This window comes from Acidovorax sp. A1169, from assembly GCF_030704685.1.
GTDB lineage: Bacteria > Pseudomonadota > Gammaproteobacteria > Burkholderiales > Burkholderiaceae_C > Acidovorax.
Genome location: NZ_JAUZDX010000001.1, coordinates 289918 through 308381, shown reverse-complemented (window position 1 = coordinate 308381; position 18464 = coordinate 289918). Strand labels below are relative to the sequence as shown.

Annotated in this window: 16 protein-coding genes; 12 read left to right on the top strand and 4 right to left on the bottom strand. The window is 66.6% G+C overall.

The features are described from left to right. Window positions 1-81: 81 nt before the first annotated feature. Complete coding sequence (gene serA / locus QYL93_RS01430) at window positions 82-1311, bottom strand: phosphoglycerate dehydrogenase (protein WP_305741979.1); 1230 nt, start codon at window positions 1309-1311, stop codon at window positions 82-84. Between the two features lie 300 nt (window positions 1312-1611). Here serA and ugpB point away from each other — a divergent pair, with 300 nt between their 5' ends. The 6 genes from ugpB to QYL93_RS01400 all read left to right on the top strand — a co-directional run bounded on the left by ugpB (window position 1612) and on the right by QYL93_RS01400 (window position 9251). Further along, entirely contained in the window at window positions 1612-2922 is a 1311-nt protein-coding gene (ugpB, locus tag QYL93_RS01425; RefSeq protein WP_305741978.1) for a sn-glycerol-3-phosphate ABC transporter substrate-binding protein UgpB, read from the top strand. Window positions 2923-3045: 123 nt separating this feature from the next. After that, a complete protein-coding gene (gene ugpA / locus QYL93_RS01420; protein ID WP_305741977.1) occupies window positions 3046-3927 on the top strand; it encodes a sn-glycerol-3-phosphate ABC transporter permease UgpA in 882 nt (293 codons plus the stop codon). Between the two features lie 2 nt (window positions 3928-3929). After that, on the top strand, window positions 3930-4781 hold the full coding sequence (gene ugpE, locus QYL93_RS01415; RefSeq protein ID WP_305741976.1) for a sn-glycerol-3-phosphate ABC transporter permease UgpE: 852 nt from the start codon (window positions 3930-3932) through the stop codon (window positions 4779-4781). A 78-nt stretch (window positions 4782-4859) separates the two neighbouring features. Then, entirely contained in the window at window positions 4860-5870 is a 1011-nt protein-coding gene (gene ugpC, locus QYL93_RS01410) for a sn-glycerol-3-phosphate ABC transporter ATP-binding protein UgpC (RefSeq protein WP_305741975.1), read from the top strand. Between the two features lie 5 nt (window positions 5871-5875). Then, window positions 5876-6643: a glycerophosphodiester phosphodiesterase gene (ugpQ, locus tag QYL93_RS01405; protein WP_305741974.1), complete on the top strand. Its 768-nt coding sequence runs from the start codon at window positions 5876-5878 to the stop codon at window positions 6641-6643. A gap of 73 nt (window positions 6644-6716) precedes the next feature. Further along, a complete protein-coding gene (locus tag QYL93_RS01400; protein ID WP_305741973.1) occupies window positions 6717-9251 on the top strand; it encodes a DUF3772 domain-containing protein in 2535 nt (844 codons plus the stop codon). A 22-nt stretch (window positions 9252-9273) separates the two neighbouring features. Here QYL93_RS01400 and QYL93_RS01395 read toward each other — a convergent pair whose 3' ends face one another. Further along, a complete protein-coding gene (locus QYL93_RS01395) occupies window positions 9274-9552 on the bottom strand; it encodes a hypothetical protein (RefSeq protein ID WP_305741972.1) in 279 nt (92 codons plus the stop codon). Window positions 9553-9625: 73 nt separating this feature from the next. Here QYL93_RS01395 and hemA point away from each other — a divergent pair, with 73 nt between their 5' ends. The 6 genes from hemA to QYL93_RS01365 all read left to right on the top strand — a co-directional run bounded on the left by hemA (window position 9626) and on the right by QYL93_RS01365 (window position 15998). Further along, entirely contained in the window at window positions 9626-10927 is a 1302-nt protein-coding gene (hemA, locus tag QYL93_RS01390) for a glutamyl-tRNA reductase (protein WP_305741971.1), read from the top strand. An 86-nt stretch (window positions 10928-11013) separates the two neighbouring features. Then, complete coding sequence (prfA, locus tag QYL93_RS01385; RefSeq protein ID WP_305741970.1) at window positions 11014-12102, top strand: peptide chain release factor 1; 1089 nt, start codon at window positions 11014-11016, stop codon at window positions 12100-12102. A gap of 24 nt (window positions 12103-12126) precedes the next feature. Next, entirely contained in the window at window positions 12127-12981 is an 855-nt protein-coding gene (prmC, locus tag QYL93_RS01380) for a peptide chain release factor N(5)-glutamine methyltransferase (RefSeq protein ID WP_305741969.1), read from the top strand. Between the two features lie 52 nt (window positions 12982-13033). After that, window positions 13034-13357, top strand: a complete 324-nt coding sequence (grxD, locus tag QYL93_RS01375; RefSeq protein WP_057204954.1) for a Grx4 family monothiol glutaredoxin — start codon at window positions 13034-13036, stop codon at window positions 13355-13357. A gap of 186 nt (window positions 13358-13543) precedes the next feature. Further along, on the top strand, window positions 13544-14551 hold the full coding sequence (locus tag QYL93_RS01370; RefSeq protein ID WP_305741968.1) for an AAA family ATPase: 1008 nt from the start codon (window positions 13544-13546) through the stop codon (window positions 14549-14551). Between the two features lie 115 nt (window positions 14552-14666). After that, window positions 14667-15998 carry a hemolysin family protein gene (locus tag QYL93_RS01365; RefSeq protein ID WP_305741967.1) on the top strand — a complete coding sequence of 444 codons (1332 nt, stop codon included), beginning with the start codon at window positions 14667-14669 and terminating at the stop codon, window positions 15996-15998. Window positions 15999-16011: 13 nt separating this feature from the next. Here QYL93_RS01365 and QYL93_RS01360 read toward each other — a convergent pair whose 3' ends face one another. Both QYL93_RS01360 and QYL93_RS01355 read right to left on the bottom strand, forming a co-directional pair. After that, window positions 16012-16683 (bottom strand): lytic transglycosylase domain-containing protein, encoded by a 672-nt coding sequence (locus tag QYL93_RS01360; protein ID WP_305741966.1) that lies wholly within the window; start codon window positions 16681-16683, stop codon window positions 16012-16014. Further along, on the bottom strand, window positions 16680-18422 hold the full coding sequence (locus QYL93_RS01355; RefSeq protein ID WP_305741965.1) for a proline--tRNA ligase: 1743 nt from the start codon (window positions 18420-18422) through the stop codon (window positions 16680-16682). The genes QYL93_RS01360 and QYL93_RS01355 overlap by 4 nt, the downstream gene beginning before the upstream one ends. Window positions 18423-18464 lie beyond the last annotated feature (42 nt).

The following is an 18464-nucleotide window of genomic DNA, read 5'->3' as shown; positions in this document are numbered from 1 at the left end:
CGGGGGTGTGATTTTACGCCAGAGGCCCGGCGGGCGCAGGGCGGGCCCCTGCCCCACCCCGCGCGCGCCCTCAGGCGCCGCTCAGAACAGCACCCGGCTGCGCAGCGTGCCGGTGACGCCGGCCAGCTTGTCCAGCGCCAGGTCGGACGAGGCGGCATCGATGTCGATCACCACGTAGCCGACCTTCTCGTTGGTCTGCAGGTACTGGGCCGAGATGTTGATCTGGTTGTCCGAGAAGATGCGATTGATCTCGGACAGCACGCCCGGCACGTTGCGGTGGATGTGCAGCAGGCGGTGCTTGCCGGGGTGGGCGGGCAGCGCCACTTCGGGGAAGTTGACCGACGAGGTGCTGGTGCCGTTGTCGCTGTACTTCACCAGTTTTTCGGCCACTTCGAGGCCGATGTTGGCCTGGGCCTCCATGGTGGAGCCCCCCACGTGCGGGGTGAGGATCACGTTGTCCAGCCCGCGCAAGGGAGACAGAAACTCGTCCTTGTTGGTGCGCGGCTCCACGGGGAAGACGTCGATGGCGGCGCCCAGCAGCTTGCGCGACTTGAGCGCCTCGGCCAGCGGCTCGATCTCGACCACCGTGCCGCGCGCGGCGTTGATCAGGATGCCGCCCTGCTTCATGGCGGCGATCTCGGCGGCGCCGATCATCCATTGCGTGGAGGGGAGCTCGGGCACGTGCAGGGTCACGATGTCGCTTTGCGCCAGCAGGTCATGCAGCTTGTGCACCTGGCGCGCATTGCCCAGGGGCAGCTTGTTGACCACGTCGAAGAAGGCCACGTGCATGCCCAGGGCCTCGGCCAGCACCGACAGCTGCGTGCCGATGGAGCCATAGCCGACGATGCCCAGGGTCTTGCCGCGGATCTCATAGGCGTTGTCGGCCGACTTGAGCCAGCCGCCACGGTGCGCCACGGCGTTCTTCTCGGGAACGCCGCGCAAGAGCAGGATGGCCTCGGCCAGCACCAGCTCGGCCACGGAGCGGGTGTTGGAATACGGGGCGTTGAACACGGCGATGCCACGTTCGCGCGCGGCGTCGAGGTCCACCTGGTTGGTGCCGATGCAAAAACACCCCACGGCCACGAGCTTGCTGGCCTTGGCAAAGACTTCCTCGGTCAGCTGCGTGCGCGAGCGGATGCCCAGAAAGTGCACGTCGGCAATCTTGGCCTTCAACTCCTCGTCGGGCAGGGCGCCGGAGACGGTTTCGATCTGGGTGTAGCCTGCGGAGCGCAGCACTTCCACCGCGGACGGGTGGATGCCTTCGAGCAGCAGGAATTTGATCTTGTTCTTGTCCAGAGAGTTGTTGGCCATGGCAGTTGGTGGTTGCGTATGAAATCGGAACAGGTCAGGGCATGCGGCCGCGCATCGGAGATGTGCAGCGCATGCACCAACTATGCACCAAGGATGGTGCAATGCACAAAACCTTGCAGGGCTCCGTGAATGGCAAAATGCTGTCACAAAAGAGTCACAATTGGACACATTGCAACCTGTGCAAGGGGATTTCCCCAGTTGTGACCACTACAGTGCTGTGCGACAACGACACATCACTGTCACAAGGGCTGCCTAGCATCCGCCCTTTGTACATTTCGCCATCCTCGGAAGGAACCATCCATGCAACTCAAGCACCTGGCACTGTCTGCTGCCATCGCCCTGTCCGTCTGCGCACCCGCGCAGGCCCAGCCCGTAGAAATCCAGTGGTGGCACTCGATGAGTTCCGCCCTGGGTGACTGGGTGAACGACCTGGCCAAGCAATACAACGCCAGCCAGACCAAGTACAAGGTCGTCCCGACGTACAAGGGCACGTATGACGAGTCGATGACCGGTGCGGTTGCGGCCTTCCGCGCAGGCAATGCCCCCCACATCATCCAGGTGTTCGAAGTGGGCACAGCCACCATGATGGCCAGCAAGGGCGCCATCGTGCCGGCGGCCAAGGTGCTGAACGACGGCGGCTTCAAGTTCGACCCCACCCAGTACGTGTCGGCCGTGGCCGGCTACTACACGGCGCCCAACGGCCAGATGCTGAGCTACCCGCTCAACAGCTCCACCACCATCTTCTACTACAACAAGGACGCCTTCAAGAAGGCCGGCCTGGACGCCGACAAGCCGCCCAAGACCTGGCCCGAAGTGTTCGCTGCCGCCTCCAAGCTCAAGGCCAGCGGCCACAGCTGCCCCTTCACCACCAGCTGGATCAGCTGGACGCAGCTGGAAAGCTTTTCGCTGTGGCACAACACGCTGTTCGCGTCCAAGAACAACGGTTTTGACGGCAACGACGCCCAGCTGCAGATCAACACGCCGCTGCATGTGCGCCACTTCGAGAACCTGGCCAAGGCGTCCAAGGACGGCAGCTTCGTCTACAAGGGCCGTGCCAACGCGCCCGACGCCTCCTTCCCATCGGGTGAGTGCGCCATGATCACCGGCTCGTCGGGCCTGTACGCCCGCGTTGCCAAGGAAGCCAAGTTTGCCTATGGCATCGCTCCCCTGCCCTACTACGACGACGTGAAGGGCGCCCCTCAAAACACCGCCATCGGCGGTGCCAGCCTGTGGGTGATGTCCGGCAAGAAGGCCGAGGAGTACAAGGGCGTCGCCGACTTCCTGAACTTCCTGAACGACACCAAGGTGCAGGCCGCCAGCCACCAGCGCACCGGCTACCTGCCCGTTACCACGGCAGCCTACAAGCTGACCGAAGCCTCCGGTTTCTATGAGAAGAACCCCGGCACCGACGTGGCCGTGACGCAGATGATCCGCAAGGCCACCGACAAGTCGCGCGGCATCCGTTTGGGCAATTTTGTGCAGATCCGCACCATCATCGACGAGGAAACCGAACAGATCTGGTCCGGCAAGAAGTCCCCCAAGGAAGCCCTGGACACCGCAACCACCCGCGGTAACGAGCAACTGGTGCGCTTCGCACGCGCCAACAAGTAAGCGCTCCCTGAGCGCTCATGGCAGCAGCCCCAGCACACCAGCCGGGGCGCTGCCGAAAGCCCGCCTCCCTCGCAAACCGACCCGGTTTGCTGGGTGGCGGGTTGTCTTTTTGAGAGTTTGGACATGGAAAAACGCGTTCTCTTCCGCTCTGTATGGCTGCCGTGGGTGCTTCTGGCACCCCAGTTGGTCATCATCAGCGTCTTCTTCTTCTGGCCTGCGGGCCAAGCCCTGGTGCAGTCGTTCCAGGTGCAGGACACCTTCGGCTTCTCCAACGAGTGGGTGGGCTTTGACAACTTCAAGGCCTTGTTCCAGGACGAGGGTTACCTGGCCTCGTTCAAGACCACGGCGTTTTTCTCCATCCTGGTAGCGGTCAGCGGCATCAGCCTGTCGCTGATACTGGCCATCTTTGCAGACCGCATCGTCAAGGGCGCCCTGGCGTACAAGACTGCGCTGCTGCTGCCCTATGCCGTGGCCCCGGCCGTGGCCGGCGTGCTGTGGATGTTCATGTTCTCGCCCTCGCTTGGCGTGGTGTCGTACATGCTGCGCCAGTCGGGCTTCAACTGGAACCACATGCTCAACTCCGACCACGCCATGGCGCTGATCGTGGTGGCGGCCGTGTGGAAGCAGATCTCCTACAACTTCCTGTTCTTCCTGGCGGGCCTGCAGTCCATCCCCAAGTCGCTCATCGAGGCCGCTGCCATCGATGGAGCCGGCCCCTGGCGCCGGTTCTGGAGCATCCAGTTCCCGCTGCTCTCGCCCACCACGTTCTTCCTCTTGGTGATCAACGTGGTCTACGCCTTCTTCGATACCTTCGCCATCGTGGACTCGACCACGCAGGGCGGCCCGGGCCGTGACACCTCGATCCTGGTCTACAAGGTGTACTACGACGGCTTCAAGGCCATGGACATGGGCGGCTCGGCTGCGCAGTCGGTAGTGCTGATGTTCATCGTGGTGACCCTGACGGTGATCCAGTTCCGCTATGTAGAAAAGAAAGTGCAGTACTGACCATGGTAGAGCGCAGTCCCTATCTCAAACTCTTCTCGCACCTGATCATGGTGCTGGGGGTGATCATCGTCGGCTTCCCGCTGTACCTGGCGTTCGTGGCCTCCACGCACACGGCCCAGGACATCGTGCAGGCGCCCATGCCCCTGCTGCCCGGCAGCAATTTCTGGCAGACCTACCACGACACACTGTTCGGCGGCGGCTCGGGCGCAGGTTCCACCGCGCCCGTGGCGCGCATGATGTGGGTGAGTTTCGTCACCGCCATCGTGATCACCGTGGGCAAGATCGCGATTTCACTGCTGTCGGCCTTCGCCATCGTGTACTTCCGCTTTCCCTTCAAGGGCATCTGCTTCTGGCTGATCTTCATCACGCTGATGCTGCCGGTGGAAGTGCGCATCGGGCCCACCTACCAAGTGGTCTCCAACCTGGGCATGCTCAACAGCTATGCGGGCCTGACGGTGCCGCTGATCGCCTCCGCCACCGCGACCTTCCTGTTCCGCCAGTTCTTCCTCACGGTGCCCGACGAACTGGTGGAGGCCGCACGCGTGGACGGTGCCGGCCCCATGCGTTTCTTCAAGGACATCCTGGTGCCGCTGTCGCGCACCTCGATCGCCGCACTGTTCGTGATCCAGTTCATCTACGGCTGGAACCAGTACCTGTGGCCGCTGCTGGTAACCACCTCGGAAGACATGTACCCCGTGGTGATCGGCATCAAGCGCATGATCGCCGGCGGCGACAGCGGAAACGAATGGAACATCGTGATGGCCACGGCACTGCTGGCCATGCTGCCACCCGCGCTGGTGGTGGTGTTCATGCAGCGCTGGTTCGTCAAGGGCCTGGTCGATACCGAAAAGTAAGGCGACCACCCGCAACCCAATGACCGTGGCGGCCACCCACCCGTGCCGCCCAGACACAACCCAGATCCCAAAGTTGTTATGGCATCCATCTCCCTTCGCAATATCGTCAAGCGCTACGGCACCGGCCCCAAGGCCAACCAGGTCATCCATGGCGTGAACGCCGAGGTCAAGGACGGCGAGTTCGTCGTCATCGTCGGGCCCTCGGGCTGCGGCAAATCCACCCTGCTGCGCATGGTGGCGGGCCTCGAAGAAATCTCCGGCGGCGAACTGCGCATCGGCGACCGCGTCGTGAACGACCTGGAACCTGCCCAGCGCGACATCGCCATGGTGTTCCAGAACTACGCGCTCTACCCGCACATGACGAACTTCGAGAACATGGCCTATGGCCTGAAGATCGCCAAGGTGCCCAAGGATGAGATCAAGGCGCGCGTGGACAAGGCCGCCAAGATCCTGGAGCTCGGTCACCTGCTCGAGCGCAAGCCGCGCGAGCTCTCGGGCGGCCAGCGCCAGCGCGTGGCCATGGGCCGCGCCATCGTGCGCCAGCCCCAGGTGTTCCTGTTCGACGAGCCGCTGTCCAACCTGGACGCCAAGCTGCGCGCCCAGACGCGCCTGGAGATCCAGAAGCTGCACCGCGAGCTGGGCATCACCAGCCTGTTCGTGACCCACGACCAGGTCGAGGCCATGACGCTGGCCGAGCGCATGATCGTGATGAACGCCGGCAACATGGAGCAGTTCGGCACGCCCGAAGAGGTCTACCACACGCCCGCCTCGACCTTCGTGGCCAGCTTCATCGGCTCGCCGCCGATGAACCTGCTCAAGAACGCACCGAGCGGCAAGCCCGGCACCATCCTGGGCATCCGCCCCGAACACCTGGACGTGCGCAGCGAGGGCTGGGAAGTCACGGTGGAAACCGTGGAACTGCTGGGCGCCGAGCGCCTGATCTACGGCCGCGTACACGGCGAGCAGCTCATCGTGCGCGTGGAAGAAGGCACGCATTCGCCAGCACCCAACGCGGTCATCCACGTCGTGCCGCGCGCTGACCGCCTGCACGCCTTCGACGCCACCACGGGCAAGCGCATTCCGGACTGAACTGCATGAGTGACGCGCAAACCGAGGCCGGCCTGGCCACTGCCTGGCCCTACCCGCGCTGGATCGCGCACCGCGGTGCGGGCAAGCTCGCGCCCGAGAACACCCTGGCAGCGTTTCGCCTCGGGGCCCAGCATGGCTACCGCATGTTCGAATGCGACGCCAAGCTCAGCCGCGACGGCGTGCCCTTCCTGATGCACGACGCCACGCTGCAGCGCACGACCAATGGCCAGGGCACCGGCGGCGACCTGGAGTGGAGCGCGTTGTCGCAACTCGACGCGGGCGGCTGGCATTCGCGGGCGCATGCGGGCGAGCCCCTGCCCACGCTGGAGGCCCTGGCGCGCTACTGCATCGCCAACGCCTATTTCCTGAACATCGAGATCAAGCCCACGCCCGGGCTGGATGAGACCACCGGCCGCGTGGTGGCCGAGACCGCCGCCCGCCTGTGGCAGGGCCAGGCGGTGCCGCCGCTGCTGTCGTCCTTTCAGCCGGCCGCGCTGGCGGGCGCGCGCGCCACGGCGCCGCATCTGCCGCGCGCGCTGCTGGTCGACGTGCACCGCCAGGGCTTCGTGGACGAAGCCCATGGCCTGGGCTGCGTGGCCATCGTCTGCAACCACGCGCTGTGGGATGCCGCGCTGGTGGCCACCGTGCACGGCCAGGGCATGCGCACGCTGAGCTACACCGTGAACGACCCCTGGGCCGCGCAGCGCCTGATCGCTCTGGGTACGGACGGCATCATCACCGACCGGGTCGATCTGTTCAGCCCCGCAGGCTGAACAGGTGTTCCGGCCTTGCTGGGGCTGGAACACTCTCTCACAAGCGGTGCGGTGGGCGCGCCACAATGCACGCATGACATTGCACCGCTTCCGTGACCGCCTTGCGGCCTGCACGGCTTCCCTTCTTGCGCCCTGGCGCGCCAGCAGCCTGCCCGGCCTGTGGCAGGCCGTCCTCCTGGCACTGCTGATCGGACCATTCGCCCTGCCGTCCACGTTGGCCCAGGGCCGCGGAGCCACGGCACCCGCCGCCCCGGCCAGCAGCGCCGCCGGCGAAAAGCCCGAACTGCCCAGCGTGGACGCGCTGCGCGAGCGCTTCGATGCCATCCCGGCCAAGATCGGCGAGGACGACGACTACCGCCAATGGCTCAGCGATGTCTCGGCTATCGGTACGGCAGCGAACCAGGTGGCCGCGCGGCGCGCCGAGGCACTGGCGGACGTCGACTCCCGGCTCGCGGGCCTGGGCCCCGCGCCGGACAAGGGCGCATCGGCCGAGGCGCCTGACGTGGCGCAGCAGCGCAGCGCGCTGACCAAGGAGCGCAGCGGCATCGACTCCGAACTCAAGCTGGCGCGCCTGATCGCGGTGGATGCCGAGCAGCGCAGCGCCGACATCATCCGCCAGCGGCGCGAGCTGTTCCAGACGGCGCTGACGACGCGCATTGACTCGCCGCTGACCGGCACCTTCTGGCGCAATGTGCGCAGCTCGTTCCCCAGCGACTGGATGCGCCTGCAGTCCCTGGGCTACGAAATGCAGGAGGCGGTGGAAAAAGCCTGGGAGCCCAGGCACCGCACAGGTTTTGCCGTGAGCCTGGCCATGGCGCTCTTTGCGGCCATAGCCGGCACCTGGCTGGCAGAACGCCTGCTGCTGCGCCTGGCCCCAGCGCGCCTGCCGCAGGGCCGGCTGCGCCGCTCGCTGCTGGCCTTTGCCTCGGTGGTGGTGCACACCCTGCTGCTCGGGCTGGCAGCCCAGTTGGCGTGGAGCAGCCTCACCGTGGATGGCGGCCTGGGCCCGCGCCTGCAGGCGCTTGAGCGGGCCACCATGCAACTGGTGGTGTTTGCCGCCTTCATGATTGCGCTGGGCCATGCGCTGATCTCGCGCAAGCGCAGCTCCTGGCGCCTCACGGCCCTGTCGGACGAGCTGGCCACGCGCCTGGCCCCCTACCCCTGGTGGCTGGCGCTCACGGCCCTGCTGGGCGGGCTCATCATCGAGGTCAACCGCGTGGTGGGAGCAAGCCTCTCGGCCGAGGTGTCGGCACACACCCTGTCGGCCCTGCTGATGGCGCTGGTCATCCTGTGCGCCCTGCGCCACCTGCGCGCGCCCGCAGCGCCTGCGGGGGACGCTCCGGCCACCGAAACCCCAGCGCAGGAGCCACCGCCCGCGCCCCGTCCCATCTGGGTGGGCCTGCTGGTGGCAGCGGCAGCCGCCACGGCCATCGCCATCCTGGTGCTGCTGGTGCTGGGCTTTGTGGCCCTGGCACACATGCTGGCCGGCCAGATGGTCTGGACCGGGGTGGTGTTTGCCACCACCTACCTGCTGTTCGAGCTCGTGGAAGACCTGGCGCAGGCCGTGCTGTCCTCGCGCGGAGGCTTCGGCCAGCGACTGCACAAGGGCCTGGGCATCGACGGCAAGCTGCTGGACCAGAGCGCCGTGGTGGCCTCGGGTGCGCTGCGCGTGGTGCTGCTGTTCTACATGGTGATTGCACTGCTGGCGCCGCTGGGCACGGCGCCCGACGAGGTGTTCCGCCGCGGTGGCAGCGTGAACCAGACCCTGCAGGTGGGCAGCGTGACGCTGGCGCCGCAGGCGCTGCTGACGGCACTGGCCATTGCCTGCGCCGGCTTCGTGATGATCCGCATCCTCAAGCGCTGGCTCAGCGACCAGTTCTTTCCGAACACCTCGCTGGAGCCGGGCATGCGCAGCTCCATCGTCACCCTGCTGGGCTATGTGGGCGGCGTGGCGGTGGTCGCGGTGGCGCTGGCGGGGCTGGGCATCAGCGTGGAGCGCATCGCCTGGGTGGCCAGTGCGCTCTCGGTGGGTATCGGCTTCGGGCTGCAGGCCATCGTGCAGAACTTCATCTCGGGCCTGATCCTGCTGGCCGAGCGGCCGGTGCGCGTGGGCGACTGGGTGGTGCTGGGCGAGACCGAGGGCGACGTGCGCCGCGTGAACGTGCGCGCCACCGAGATCCAGCTCGGGGACCGATCCACCGTGATCGTGCCCAACTCGGAGTTCATCACCAAGACCGTGCGCAACATGACGCTCACCGGCGCCCCCGGGCGCGTGCTGCTGCGCCTGCCGGCACCGCTCGATACCGATGCTCAGCGCATGCGTGAGGTGATCCTGGCGGCCTTCACGGCCCACGAAGGGATCATGGCCGACCCCGAGCCCATCGTTCAGCTCGAAGGCATTATGAACGGCACGCTGACCTTTCTGGCCATCGGCTATGTGAGCAACCCGCGCAATGCGGGCGGGGTGCGCAGCGACCTGCTGTTCTCCATCCTGGACAGCCTGCGCGATGCGGGCCTGGCACTGTCACCACCCGCCACGACGGCCATCACGCATGGAACCCGTGCCCAAGGGGGAGATACGCCGCTGGCGCCGGTCGCACAGGCCTGATCGGCCTGCGAGAAAAGGGGGCTCAACCCTTCCAGCTTTTGCCCAGCACCCATTGGCAGGTGGCGCAGGCCAGCACCAGCGCAGCATAGGTAGCCATCTTGCCGTCGCGGCCCAGCAACACCAGGCCGGCCAGCAGCACGGCGCTACCCACTGCGAATTGGATAGCAGCCTGGGCCCACGTGGCGCGGTATGCACCGGATTTCCAGCCCAGCAGGCGGGCGCCCAGCACCATCAGCACGGCCATGGCGGCAGCGGGGGCGAGGAAATTCAGCAGGTGGTTGAGCGTGTCCAGAGGACCCATGGCAATTGACCCAGATCAAGGCTTTCCCAGGCAGTTGTACCGGGATGTGCCAACAATTTTATAATCAGCGCCTATGGCAGTCTGGGCCCTCGGCATCAACCACACCACCGCGCCCCTCGATTTGCGCGGCAGGTTCGCGTTCGCGCTCGACCAGATCGCCCCCACGCTGCACGGCCTGCGCCAGTCGCTGGGCCAATCCAGTCGCCACCCCGGTGTGGAAACCGCGATCATTTCCACCTGCAACCGCACCGAAATCTATTGTGCGGGCGAACAGGCGGCCATCGACCATACCCTGGGCTGGCTGGCGCAAAGCGGCGGCGTGAGCCCGGCGTTGCTGCGCTCGCACTCCTATTCGCTCGAAGACAGCCTGGTGGCGCGCCATGCCTTTCGCGTGGCCAGCGGGCTCGACTCGATGGTGCTGGGCGAAGCCCAGATCCTGGGCCAGATGAAGGACGCCGTGCGCGCGGCAGAGACGGCCGGAGCCTTGGGCACCACGCTGAACCAGTTGTTCCAGCGCAGCTTTGCCGTGGCCAAGGAGGTGCGCACCTCCACCGAGATCGGCGCGCACAGCATCAGCATGGCGGCTGCCGCCGTGCGCCTGGCGGGTCAGCTGTTCGAAGACCTGGGCAAGATCCGCGTGCTCTTCGTGGGCGCGGGCGAAATGATCGAACTGTGCGCCACGCACTTCGCGGCCAAGAACCCCAAGCAGATCGCAATTGCCAACCGCACGCTGGAGCGTGGCGAAAAGCTCGCCACGCGCTTTGGCGGCGAGGTCATGCGCCTGGCCGACCTGCCCGAGCGGCTGCACGAGTTCGACGCGGTGATCAGCTGCACAGCCAGCAGCCTGCCCATCATCGGCCTCGGAGCCGTGGAGCGCGCGCTCAAGAAGCGCCGCCACCGCCCCATGTTCATGGTCGACCTGGCTGTGCCGCGCGACATCGAGCCCGAGGTGAAAGCCCTGGGCGACGTCTACCTGTACACCGTGGACGACCTGGCCAGCGTGGTGCAGACGGCCCAGGCCAACCGCCAGGCGGCCGTGGAGCAGGCGGAGGCCATCATCGACGCCGGCGTGCAGAGCTTCATGCACTGGATGGACCAGCGCCACCCCGAAGGCGGCGTGGTGCCCCTGATCCGGCAGCTCAACGCCCAGACCGACAGCTGGCGCGCGGCCGAGATCGCGCGCGCCAAGAAGCTGCTGGCCCGTGGCGAGGACGTGGACGCGGTGCTGGAAGCGCTGTCGCGCGGCATCACCCAGAAGATGCTGCACGGCACCATGGCCGAGCTGCATGCGGGCGATGCCGAGATGCGCGCCCAGACGGCACAGACCGTTTCGCGCCTGTTCCTGCGCTCGCAAAGCAAGAACAGCGGCCTGTAGCGGCGCCCGCCGCTCCACCAGCCACGTTGCCCGCCGCAAGGGCAGCGCCCGCTGCGAACACGCAGCCCCCTCCCCCTTTTCACCGCATGAAGACTTTTCTCAGAAACCAGCTGGAGCGCTATGCGCAGCGCCTGGGCGAGCTTGATTTCCTGCTCTCGCGCGAGGACATCATGGGCGACATGGCCCAGTACCGCCTGCTGTCGCGCGAGCACGCTGAGGTGACGCAGGTGGCAGGCCGCTATGCGCGCTACGTGCAGCGCGAGGCCGACCTGGCCGGCGCGCGCGAGATGCTTGCCGACCCCGACATGGCCGAGATGGCGCAGGAGGAGGTCACCGGCGCCGAGGCCGAGCTGCTGCAGCTGGAAGACGAGCTGCAGCGCCTGCTGCTGCCCAGGGACCCGGACGACACGCGCAATGCCTTCATGGAAATCCGTGCCGGCACGGGTGGTGACGAGTCGGCCCTGTTCGCTGGCGACCTCACGCGCATGTACTCGCGCTACGCGGCCAATGTGGGCTGGAAGGTCGAGGTGGTGAGCGAAAACGCGGCCGAGCTCGGCGGCTACAAGGAAATCGTGCTGCGCATCGAGGGTGACAACGTGTATGGCACCCTCAAGTTCGAATCCGGCGGGCATCGCGTGCAGCGCGTGCCTGCGACCGAGACACAGGGCCGCATCCATACCAGCGCCTGCACGGTGGCCGTGATGCCCGAGCCCGACGAGACCGAGGCCATCAAGCTCAACCCGGCAGACCTGCGCATCGACACCTTCCGCGCCAGCGGCGCAGGGGGCCAGCACATCAACAAGACCGACTCGGCCGTGCGCGTGGTGCACTTGCCCACCGGCATCGTGGCCGAATGCCAGGACGGCCGCAGCCAGCACAGCAACAAGGCCAAGGCGCTGCAGGTGCTGCAGGCGCGCATCCAGGAAAAAGAGCGCAGCGAGCGCGCAGCCAAGGAGGCCGCGCTGCGCAAGGGCCTGATCGGCAGCGGCGACCGCAGCGACCGCATCCGCACCTACAACTTCCCGCAAGGGCGGCTCACGGACCACCGCATCAACCTCACGCTGTACAAGCTGCTGCTGGTGATGGAGGGCGACCTGGCCGACGTGCTGCAGGCCATGGCCCATGCCCGCGAGGCCGAGCAGCTCGAAGAGCTGGAAATGGGCGCGGCGGGCTGATCCTGCACCCACTCACCCCCCGCCATGGACGACATCACCCCCAACCCGCCCGCCACCGTGGCTGACGCCCTGGGCCAGGCGCGCACCCTGGGCTTGGCGCGCATCGACGCGCAACTGCTGCTGCTGCACGTGCTGGGCCGCGCCACCACCGACCGCGCCTGGCTGCTGGCCCATGACACCGATGTGCTGGCACCCGATGCCTCGGACCTCTACCAGGCCCTGTGCCTGCGCCGCGCGGCGGGCGAGCCAGTGGCCTACCTCACTGGGCACAAGGAGTTCTACGGCCTCTCGCTGCAGGTGGACGCCCGCGTGCTGGACCCGCGCCCCGACACCGAAACGCTGGTGGACTGGGCCCTGGAACTGATCACCCACCTGCCCGCCCCGCGCGTGCTGGACCTGGGCACGGGCAGCGGCGCCATCGCCCTGGCACTGAAGCACCAGTGCCCGGCCGCGCGCGTGCTGGCCGTGGACGCCAGCGCCGACGCACTGGCCGTTGCGCAGGCGAATGCGCACCGCCTGGCACTGCCCGTGCAGTGTGCACAGGCCAACTGGCTGCAGGGCGTGGAAGGCCGCTTCGATGCCATCGTCTCCAACCCGCCCTACATCGCTGCCGCCGACCCACACCTGGCCGCCTTGACCCACGAGCCGCTGCAGGCCCTGGCCAGCGGTGCCGACGGGCTGGACGACATACGCACCATCGTGGTGCAATCCCCCAATCACCTTGTACCGGGGGGCTGGCTGTTGCTGGAGCATGGCCACGACCAGGCGGATGCCGTGTGCGAACTGCTGCGCGCCGGGGGGTTCAGCGAGGTGCAAAGCCGCATGGATCTGGCCGGCATCGCACGTTGCTCCGGCGGACAATGGCCGACAGTGAAATAATCTGGTTATTGCGGGTCTCCGAGGCCCGCCAGCCCTTTCAAGGAGTATTCCCATGAGCGACCCCCAGCAACGCATCGACGCCCTCGTGAAATCCAGCGACATCCTGCTGTTCATGAAGGGCAACGCCAGCTTCCCCATGTGCGGTTTTTCGGGCCGCGCGATCCAGATCCTCAAGGCCAGCGGCGTGGACCCCAAGTCCGTGGTCACGGTGAACGTGCTCGAAGACGACGAGATCCGCCAGGGCATCAAGGAATACAGCCAGTGGCCCACCATCCCGCAGCTGTACGTCAAGGGCGAGTTCATCGGCGGCTCGGACATCATGATGGAGATGTACGAATCGGGCGAGCTCAAGCAGGTGCTGGGCACCGGCGAGTAATTGCGCCCTGTATCGGCACCTTCGGTGAGGCCGCCTTCGGGCGGCCTTTTTGCATGGCGGCAACAAACGAAGGTAACAGCTGGGCAAAACCGGTTGTCAGGGCTTTTCCTGCGCTTGGCCGGGCATGTTGTGTGCTTGAATGCTTGTGTGACGTGACGCTTTTGCAACTCACAAGGAGAGCATGCGATGACCAGCCATAGCCTTGTTCCCCAACCACCCGTCCTGCGCCTGCCGGTGGCCCAGATGCGCAATGTGTTCCACCCCGGCGACGTCGAGCGCAAGCTCTCGCGGCTGCAGGAGTCGGGCAACCAGCGCGAGTACGAAACCCTGCGCACGGTCTACGAGCGCATGCTGGAGCGCGGGCCGGAACGCTTCCAGGTCAAGCCCTCGGGCGTGCCCGACATGGTGAGCCTCTACGAGCAGTTGCCCAACTTCACGGACGTGCTGGACGACGTGAAGCGCCACGTGGCCCTGGCCCAGGACAGCTGCGACGGGCTGGAAGTGACGCCCATGCTGCTGCTGGGCCCCCCGGGCATCGGCAAGACCCATTTCGCGCGCCACCTGGCCGAGCTGCTGGGCACGGGCATGAACCTGTTGCCCATGAGTTCCATGACCGCAGGCTGGCTGCTGTCGGGCTCGTCGGCCCAGTGGAAAGGGGCACGCCCCGGCAAGGTCTTCGAGGCCCTGGTGGAGGGCGAATACGCTAACCCGGTGATCGTGGTCGACGAGATCGACAAGGCCGCATCGGACGCGCAGTACGACCCGCTGGGCGCGCTGTACAGCCTGCTCGAGCACGACACGGCGCAGAGCTTTACCGACGAGTTCGCCGAGGTGGCGATCGACGCGAGCCAGGTCATCTGGATCACCACGGCCAACGATACGCGCGGCATTCCCGACCCCATCCTGAACCGCATGAATGTGTTCGAGGTGGAGGCGCCCACGCTGGCGCAGGCGCGCACCATCGCGCGCAACCTCTACCAGGGCATACGCGCCGGGCACGACTGGGGCCGCCTGATCGACCCCGAACCGCAGGGCGATGTGCTGGACCTGCTGGCCACGATGCCGCCGCGCGAGATGCGCCGGGCGCTGATGACGGGGTTTGGCAATGCGCGGCTGGAACGGCGCTCCACGGTGGAGGTGGCTGATCTGCCCCGGGCCGCCACCGGGCGCGGGCGCATCGGCTTCGTGCAGTAGGCGGGCCAGGCCGCAGTGCCGCAGCGGTAGCGCGCCAAAGGGCGCCGTGGTGCACCGGGCAGGCAGATACACTCTGTAGCCCGGTGTGCCGCAGCGCCACGTTCTGTCGCTCTTCATGTCACTGACCCAAAGCTTTTTCGTGATCGGGCTGCTGATTGCAGCCAGTGCCTTCTTTTCCATGGCCGAAATTTCGCTCGCGGCCGCACGCCGCCTGCGCCTGCGCCAGATGGCGGACGAAGGCGACGCGCGCGCCGACCGCGTGCTGCGCATGCAGGAACAGCCGGGCGACTATTTCACGGTGGTGCAGGTCGGGCAGAACGCGGTAGCCATCCTCGGCGGTATCGTCGGCGAGGGAGCGCTGAGCCCGCACTTCAGCACGCTGTTCGGCTGGTGGCTCAGTGAGGGCAATGCGCAGACGACGGGCTTTCTGGCCTCGTTCCTGGTCATCACCTCGCTGTTCATCCTGTTTGCCGACCTGTTCCCCAAGCGCCTGGGCATGGCCGATCCCGAGCGGCTGGTGGTGCGCCTGGCCAAGCCCATGGCCTGGTGCATGACGATTTTGCGCCCGGTGGTGTGGTTCTACAGCCGGCTGGCAGATGCGCTGTTCCGCGTGCTGGGGCTGTCGTCGCTGCGCGATGACCGCATCACCTCCGATGACATTCTGGCCATGATGGAAGCCGGCACCCGGGCCGGCGTGCTGGCAGCGCGCGAGCAGCAGGTGATCACCAACGTGTTCGAGCTGGATACACGCATGGTGTCGAGCGCCATGTCGCAGCGCGACCGGGTCTCCTTTTTCCTGCGCGACGAGTCGGACGCGGTGATACGCCTGCGCATCGCGGCAGAGCCGTTCTCGACCTACCCGGTGTGCGAGGGCGACATCGACCATGTGGTGGGCTATGTGGACGCCAAGGACCTGTTCCAGCGCGTGCTCAACAACCAGCCGATTTCGCTGGCCGACGACAGCCTGGTGCGCAAGGTGCTGATCGTGCCGGACCGGCTGACCCTCTCCGAGGTGCTCGAGCAGTTCCGCCAGGTGCACGAGGATTTCGCGGTCATCGTCAACGAGTACAGCCTGGTGGTGGGCGTGGTCACGCTCAACGACGTGATGAGCACGGTGATGGGCGATCTGGTCTCGCCGCTGGACGAGGAGCAGATCGTGCGGCGCGACGAGAACTCGTGGCTGATCGACGGGGTGACACCCATCGGCGACGTGCTGCGCGCCCTGTCGCTCGACGAACTGCCGCATGCAGAGGAGTACGAGACCCTGGCCGGCTTTTTGATGGTGATGCTGCGCCGCGTACCGCGCAGAACGGACAGTGTGAGCTGGGGTGGCTACAAGTTCGAGGTGCTGGACGTGGACAGCTACCGCATCGACCAGGTGATGGTCTCGCGACTGTCGCAGGCGGGCAGCCAGGACAACGCCAACACGCCCGGAACCATCGTCTAGCTCCAGCGAGAGATCAGCCAGCCGCGGGCCTGTCGACGTACTCCCAGCTGCGCTGGGCACCGAAGACGGCATTCGGATAGGGCGGGCGCCCCCGGCTGCCGTTGTAGCGGCCCAGCGCCATGAACAGGTCACCACGCTCGCGGTCGATGTAGTGGCGCAGGATCACGCAGCCAAAGCGCAGGTTGGTCTGCATGTGGAACAACTTGCCGGCATCGCCGTCGCCGATCACGCGCGTCCAGAACGGCATGACCTGCATGTAGCCGCGTGCGCCCACGCTGGAGACAGCGAACTTGCGAAAACCGCTTTCCACCTGGATGAGGCCGAGCACAAGGGACACATCGAGCCCCGCGCGCTTGGATTCGTACCAGACGGTCTGCAGAAAGTCGCGGCGCACCTCCCACTCGGGCTTGCGCCGGCGCAGGCGGTCGCTCATTGCGGCCAGCCAGCGGGTGTAGTGCAGGCGGGTATCGGTGGTGAAGAACTCGGGCTCGGGCGGCGCCTGGTTGGCGATGGCCGAGCTCAGCGCGGTGCGCACCGAGTCCATCAACGGCTCTTCGAGCTGCCCGCCCGCATGCGCCAGCGTGGGCGCAGCCAGCCATGCCGACGGCCCCACGAGCGACGCGGCAAGGCATGCGCGGCGGGACAGGCCAGGGGGCCCACCGCCGAAGCCGTGCACCCCGCTCATACCGCCATGCGGCCCTTCACATGGGCCCAGATGTCGGTGATCGCCACCTTGGTGGCAGCGCTGTCGCGGCGGTGCTGGTACTCGACCTGGCCTTCCTTGAGGCCGCGGTCGCCGATCACCACGCGGTGGGGCACGCCGATCAGTTCCCAGTCGGCGAACATGGCGCCGGGGCGCTCGCCGCGGTCGTCCAGCAGCACGTCGACTCCGGCCGCCAAAAATTCGGCGTACAGCTTGTCGGCCGCGACCTTGACCTCTTCGCTGCGGTCCATGCCGATGGGGCAGATGACCACGGTGAAAGGGGCGATGGCGTCGGGCCAGATGATGCCGCGCTCGTCGTGGTTCTGCTCGATGGCAGCAGCGGGCAGGCGGGTGATGCCGATGCCGTAGCAGCCCATCTCCAGCGGCTGGGGTTTGCCGTTCTCATCGAGGAAGGTGGCGTTCATGGCGCGGCTGTACTTGGTACCGAGGTAGAACACATGGCCCACTTCGATGCCGCGTTCGATCGCCAGTTCCCCCTTGCCGTCGGGCGAGGCATCGCCCGCCACGACATTGCGCAGGTCGGCCACGGCGTCGGGCTCGGGCAGGTCACGGCCCCAGTTCACGCCGGTCATGTGGAAATCGGCCTCGTTGGCGCCGCAGATCCAGTCGGCCATGAGGGCCACGTCGCGGTCCACCACGGTCTTCACGGGCTTCTTGAGGCCCAGAGGCCCCAGGTAGCCGGGCTTGCAGCCGAAGTGCTCTTCGATCTCACCGAGGGTGGCGAAGCGAAAGCCCGCCAGGCCTGGCACCTTGCCGGCCTTGATCTCGTTCATGTCGTGGTCGCCGCGCAGCAGCAGCAGCCAGACCTGGGTCTTGACGATTTCGCCAGCTTCGTTGGTCTCGTCGGTGGCCAGCACCAGCGACTTGACGGTGGTGTTCAGCGGAACGTTCAGCAGTTGGGCCACATCGGCGCAGGTGCTCTTGCCGGGCGTGGCGGTCTTGGCAAGGGGCTGGGTGGCGACGCCGCGCGGGCCGGCGGGCGCCAGGGCCTCGGCCTTTTCCATGTTGGCGGCGTAGTCGCTGCCGGGGCAGTAGACGATGGCGTCTTCGCCGGTGGCGGCGATCACCTGAAATTCCTCGCTCAGGTCGCCACCGATGGCGCCGCTGTCAGCGGCCACGGCACGGTAGGTCAGGCCGAAGCGATCGAAGATGCGGCGGTAGGCCTGGGCCATGACCTGGTAGCTCGCCTTGGCGGCGGCCTGGTCGCGGTCGAAGCTGTAGGCGTCCTTCATGGTGAACTCGCGCCCGCGCATCAGCCCGAAGCGGGGACGGCGCTCGTCGCGGAACTTGGTCTGGATCTGGTAGAAATTCTTTGGCAACTGTTTGTAGCTGCGCAGTTCCTGGCGAGCGATGTCAGTGATCACTTCTTCGCTGGTGGGCTGGATGACGAAGTCGCGGCCATGGCGGTCCTGGATGCGCAGCAGCTCAGGGCCCATCTTTTCGAAGCGGCCCGTCTCCTGCCAGAGTTCGGCGGGCTGCACCACGGGCATGGCGAGCTCCACAGCGCCGGCACGGTTCATTTCCTCGCGCACGATGGCCTCGACCTTGCGCACCACGCGCAGGCCCATGGGCATGTAGTTGTAGATGCCGGCGCCCAGCTTCTTGATCAGGCCGGCCCGCGTCATGAGTTGGTGGCTGACCACCTCGGCGTCGGCAGGCGCTTCCTTGAGGGTGGAAATAAAGAATTGGGAGGCTTTCATCGGCTTCGGCAGAGGGCGTCTGGGTGCAGCCCACTTGCTGCG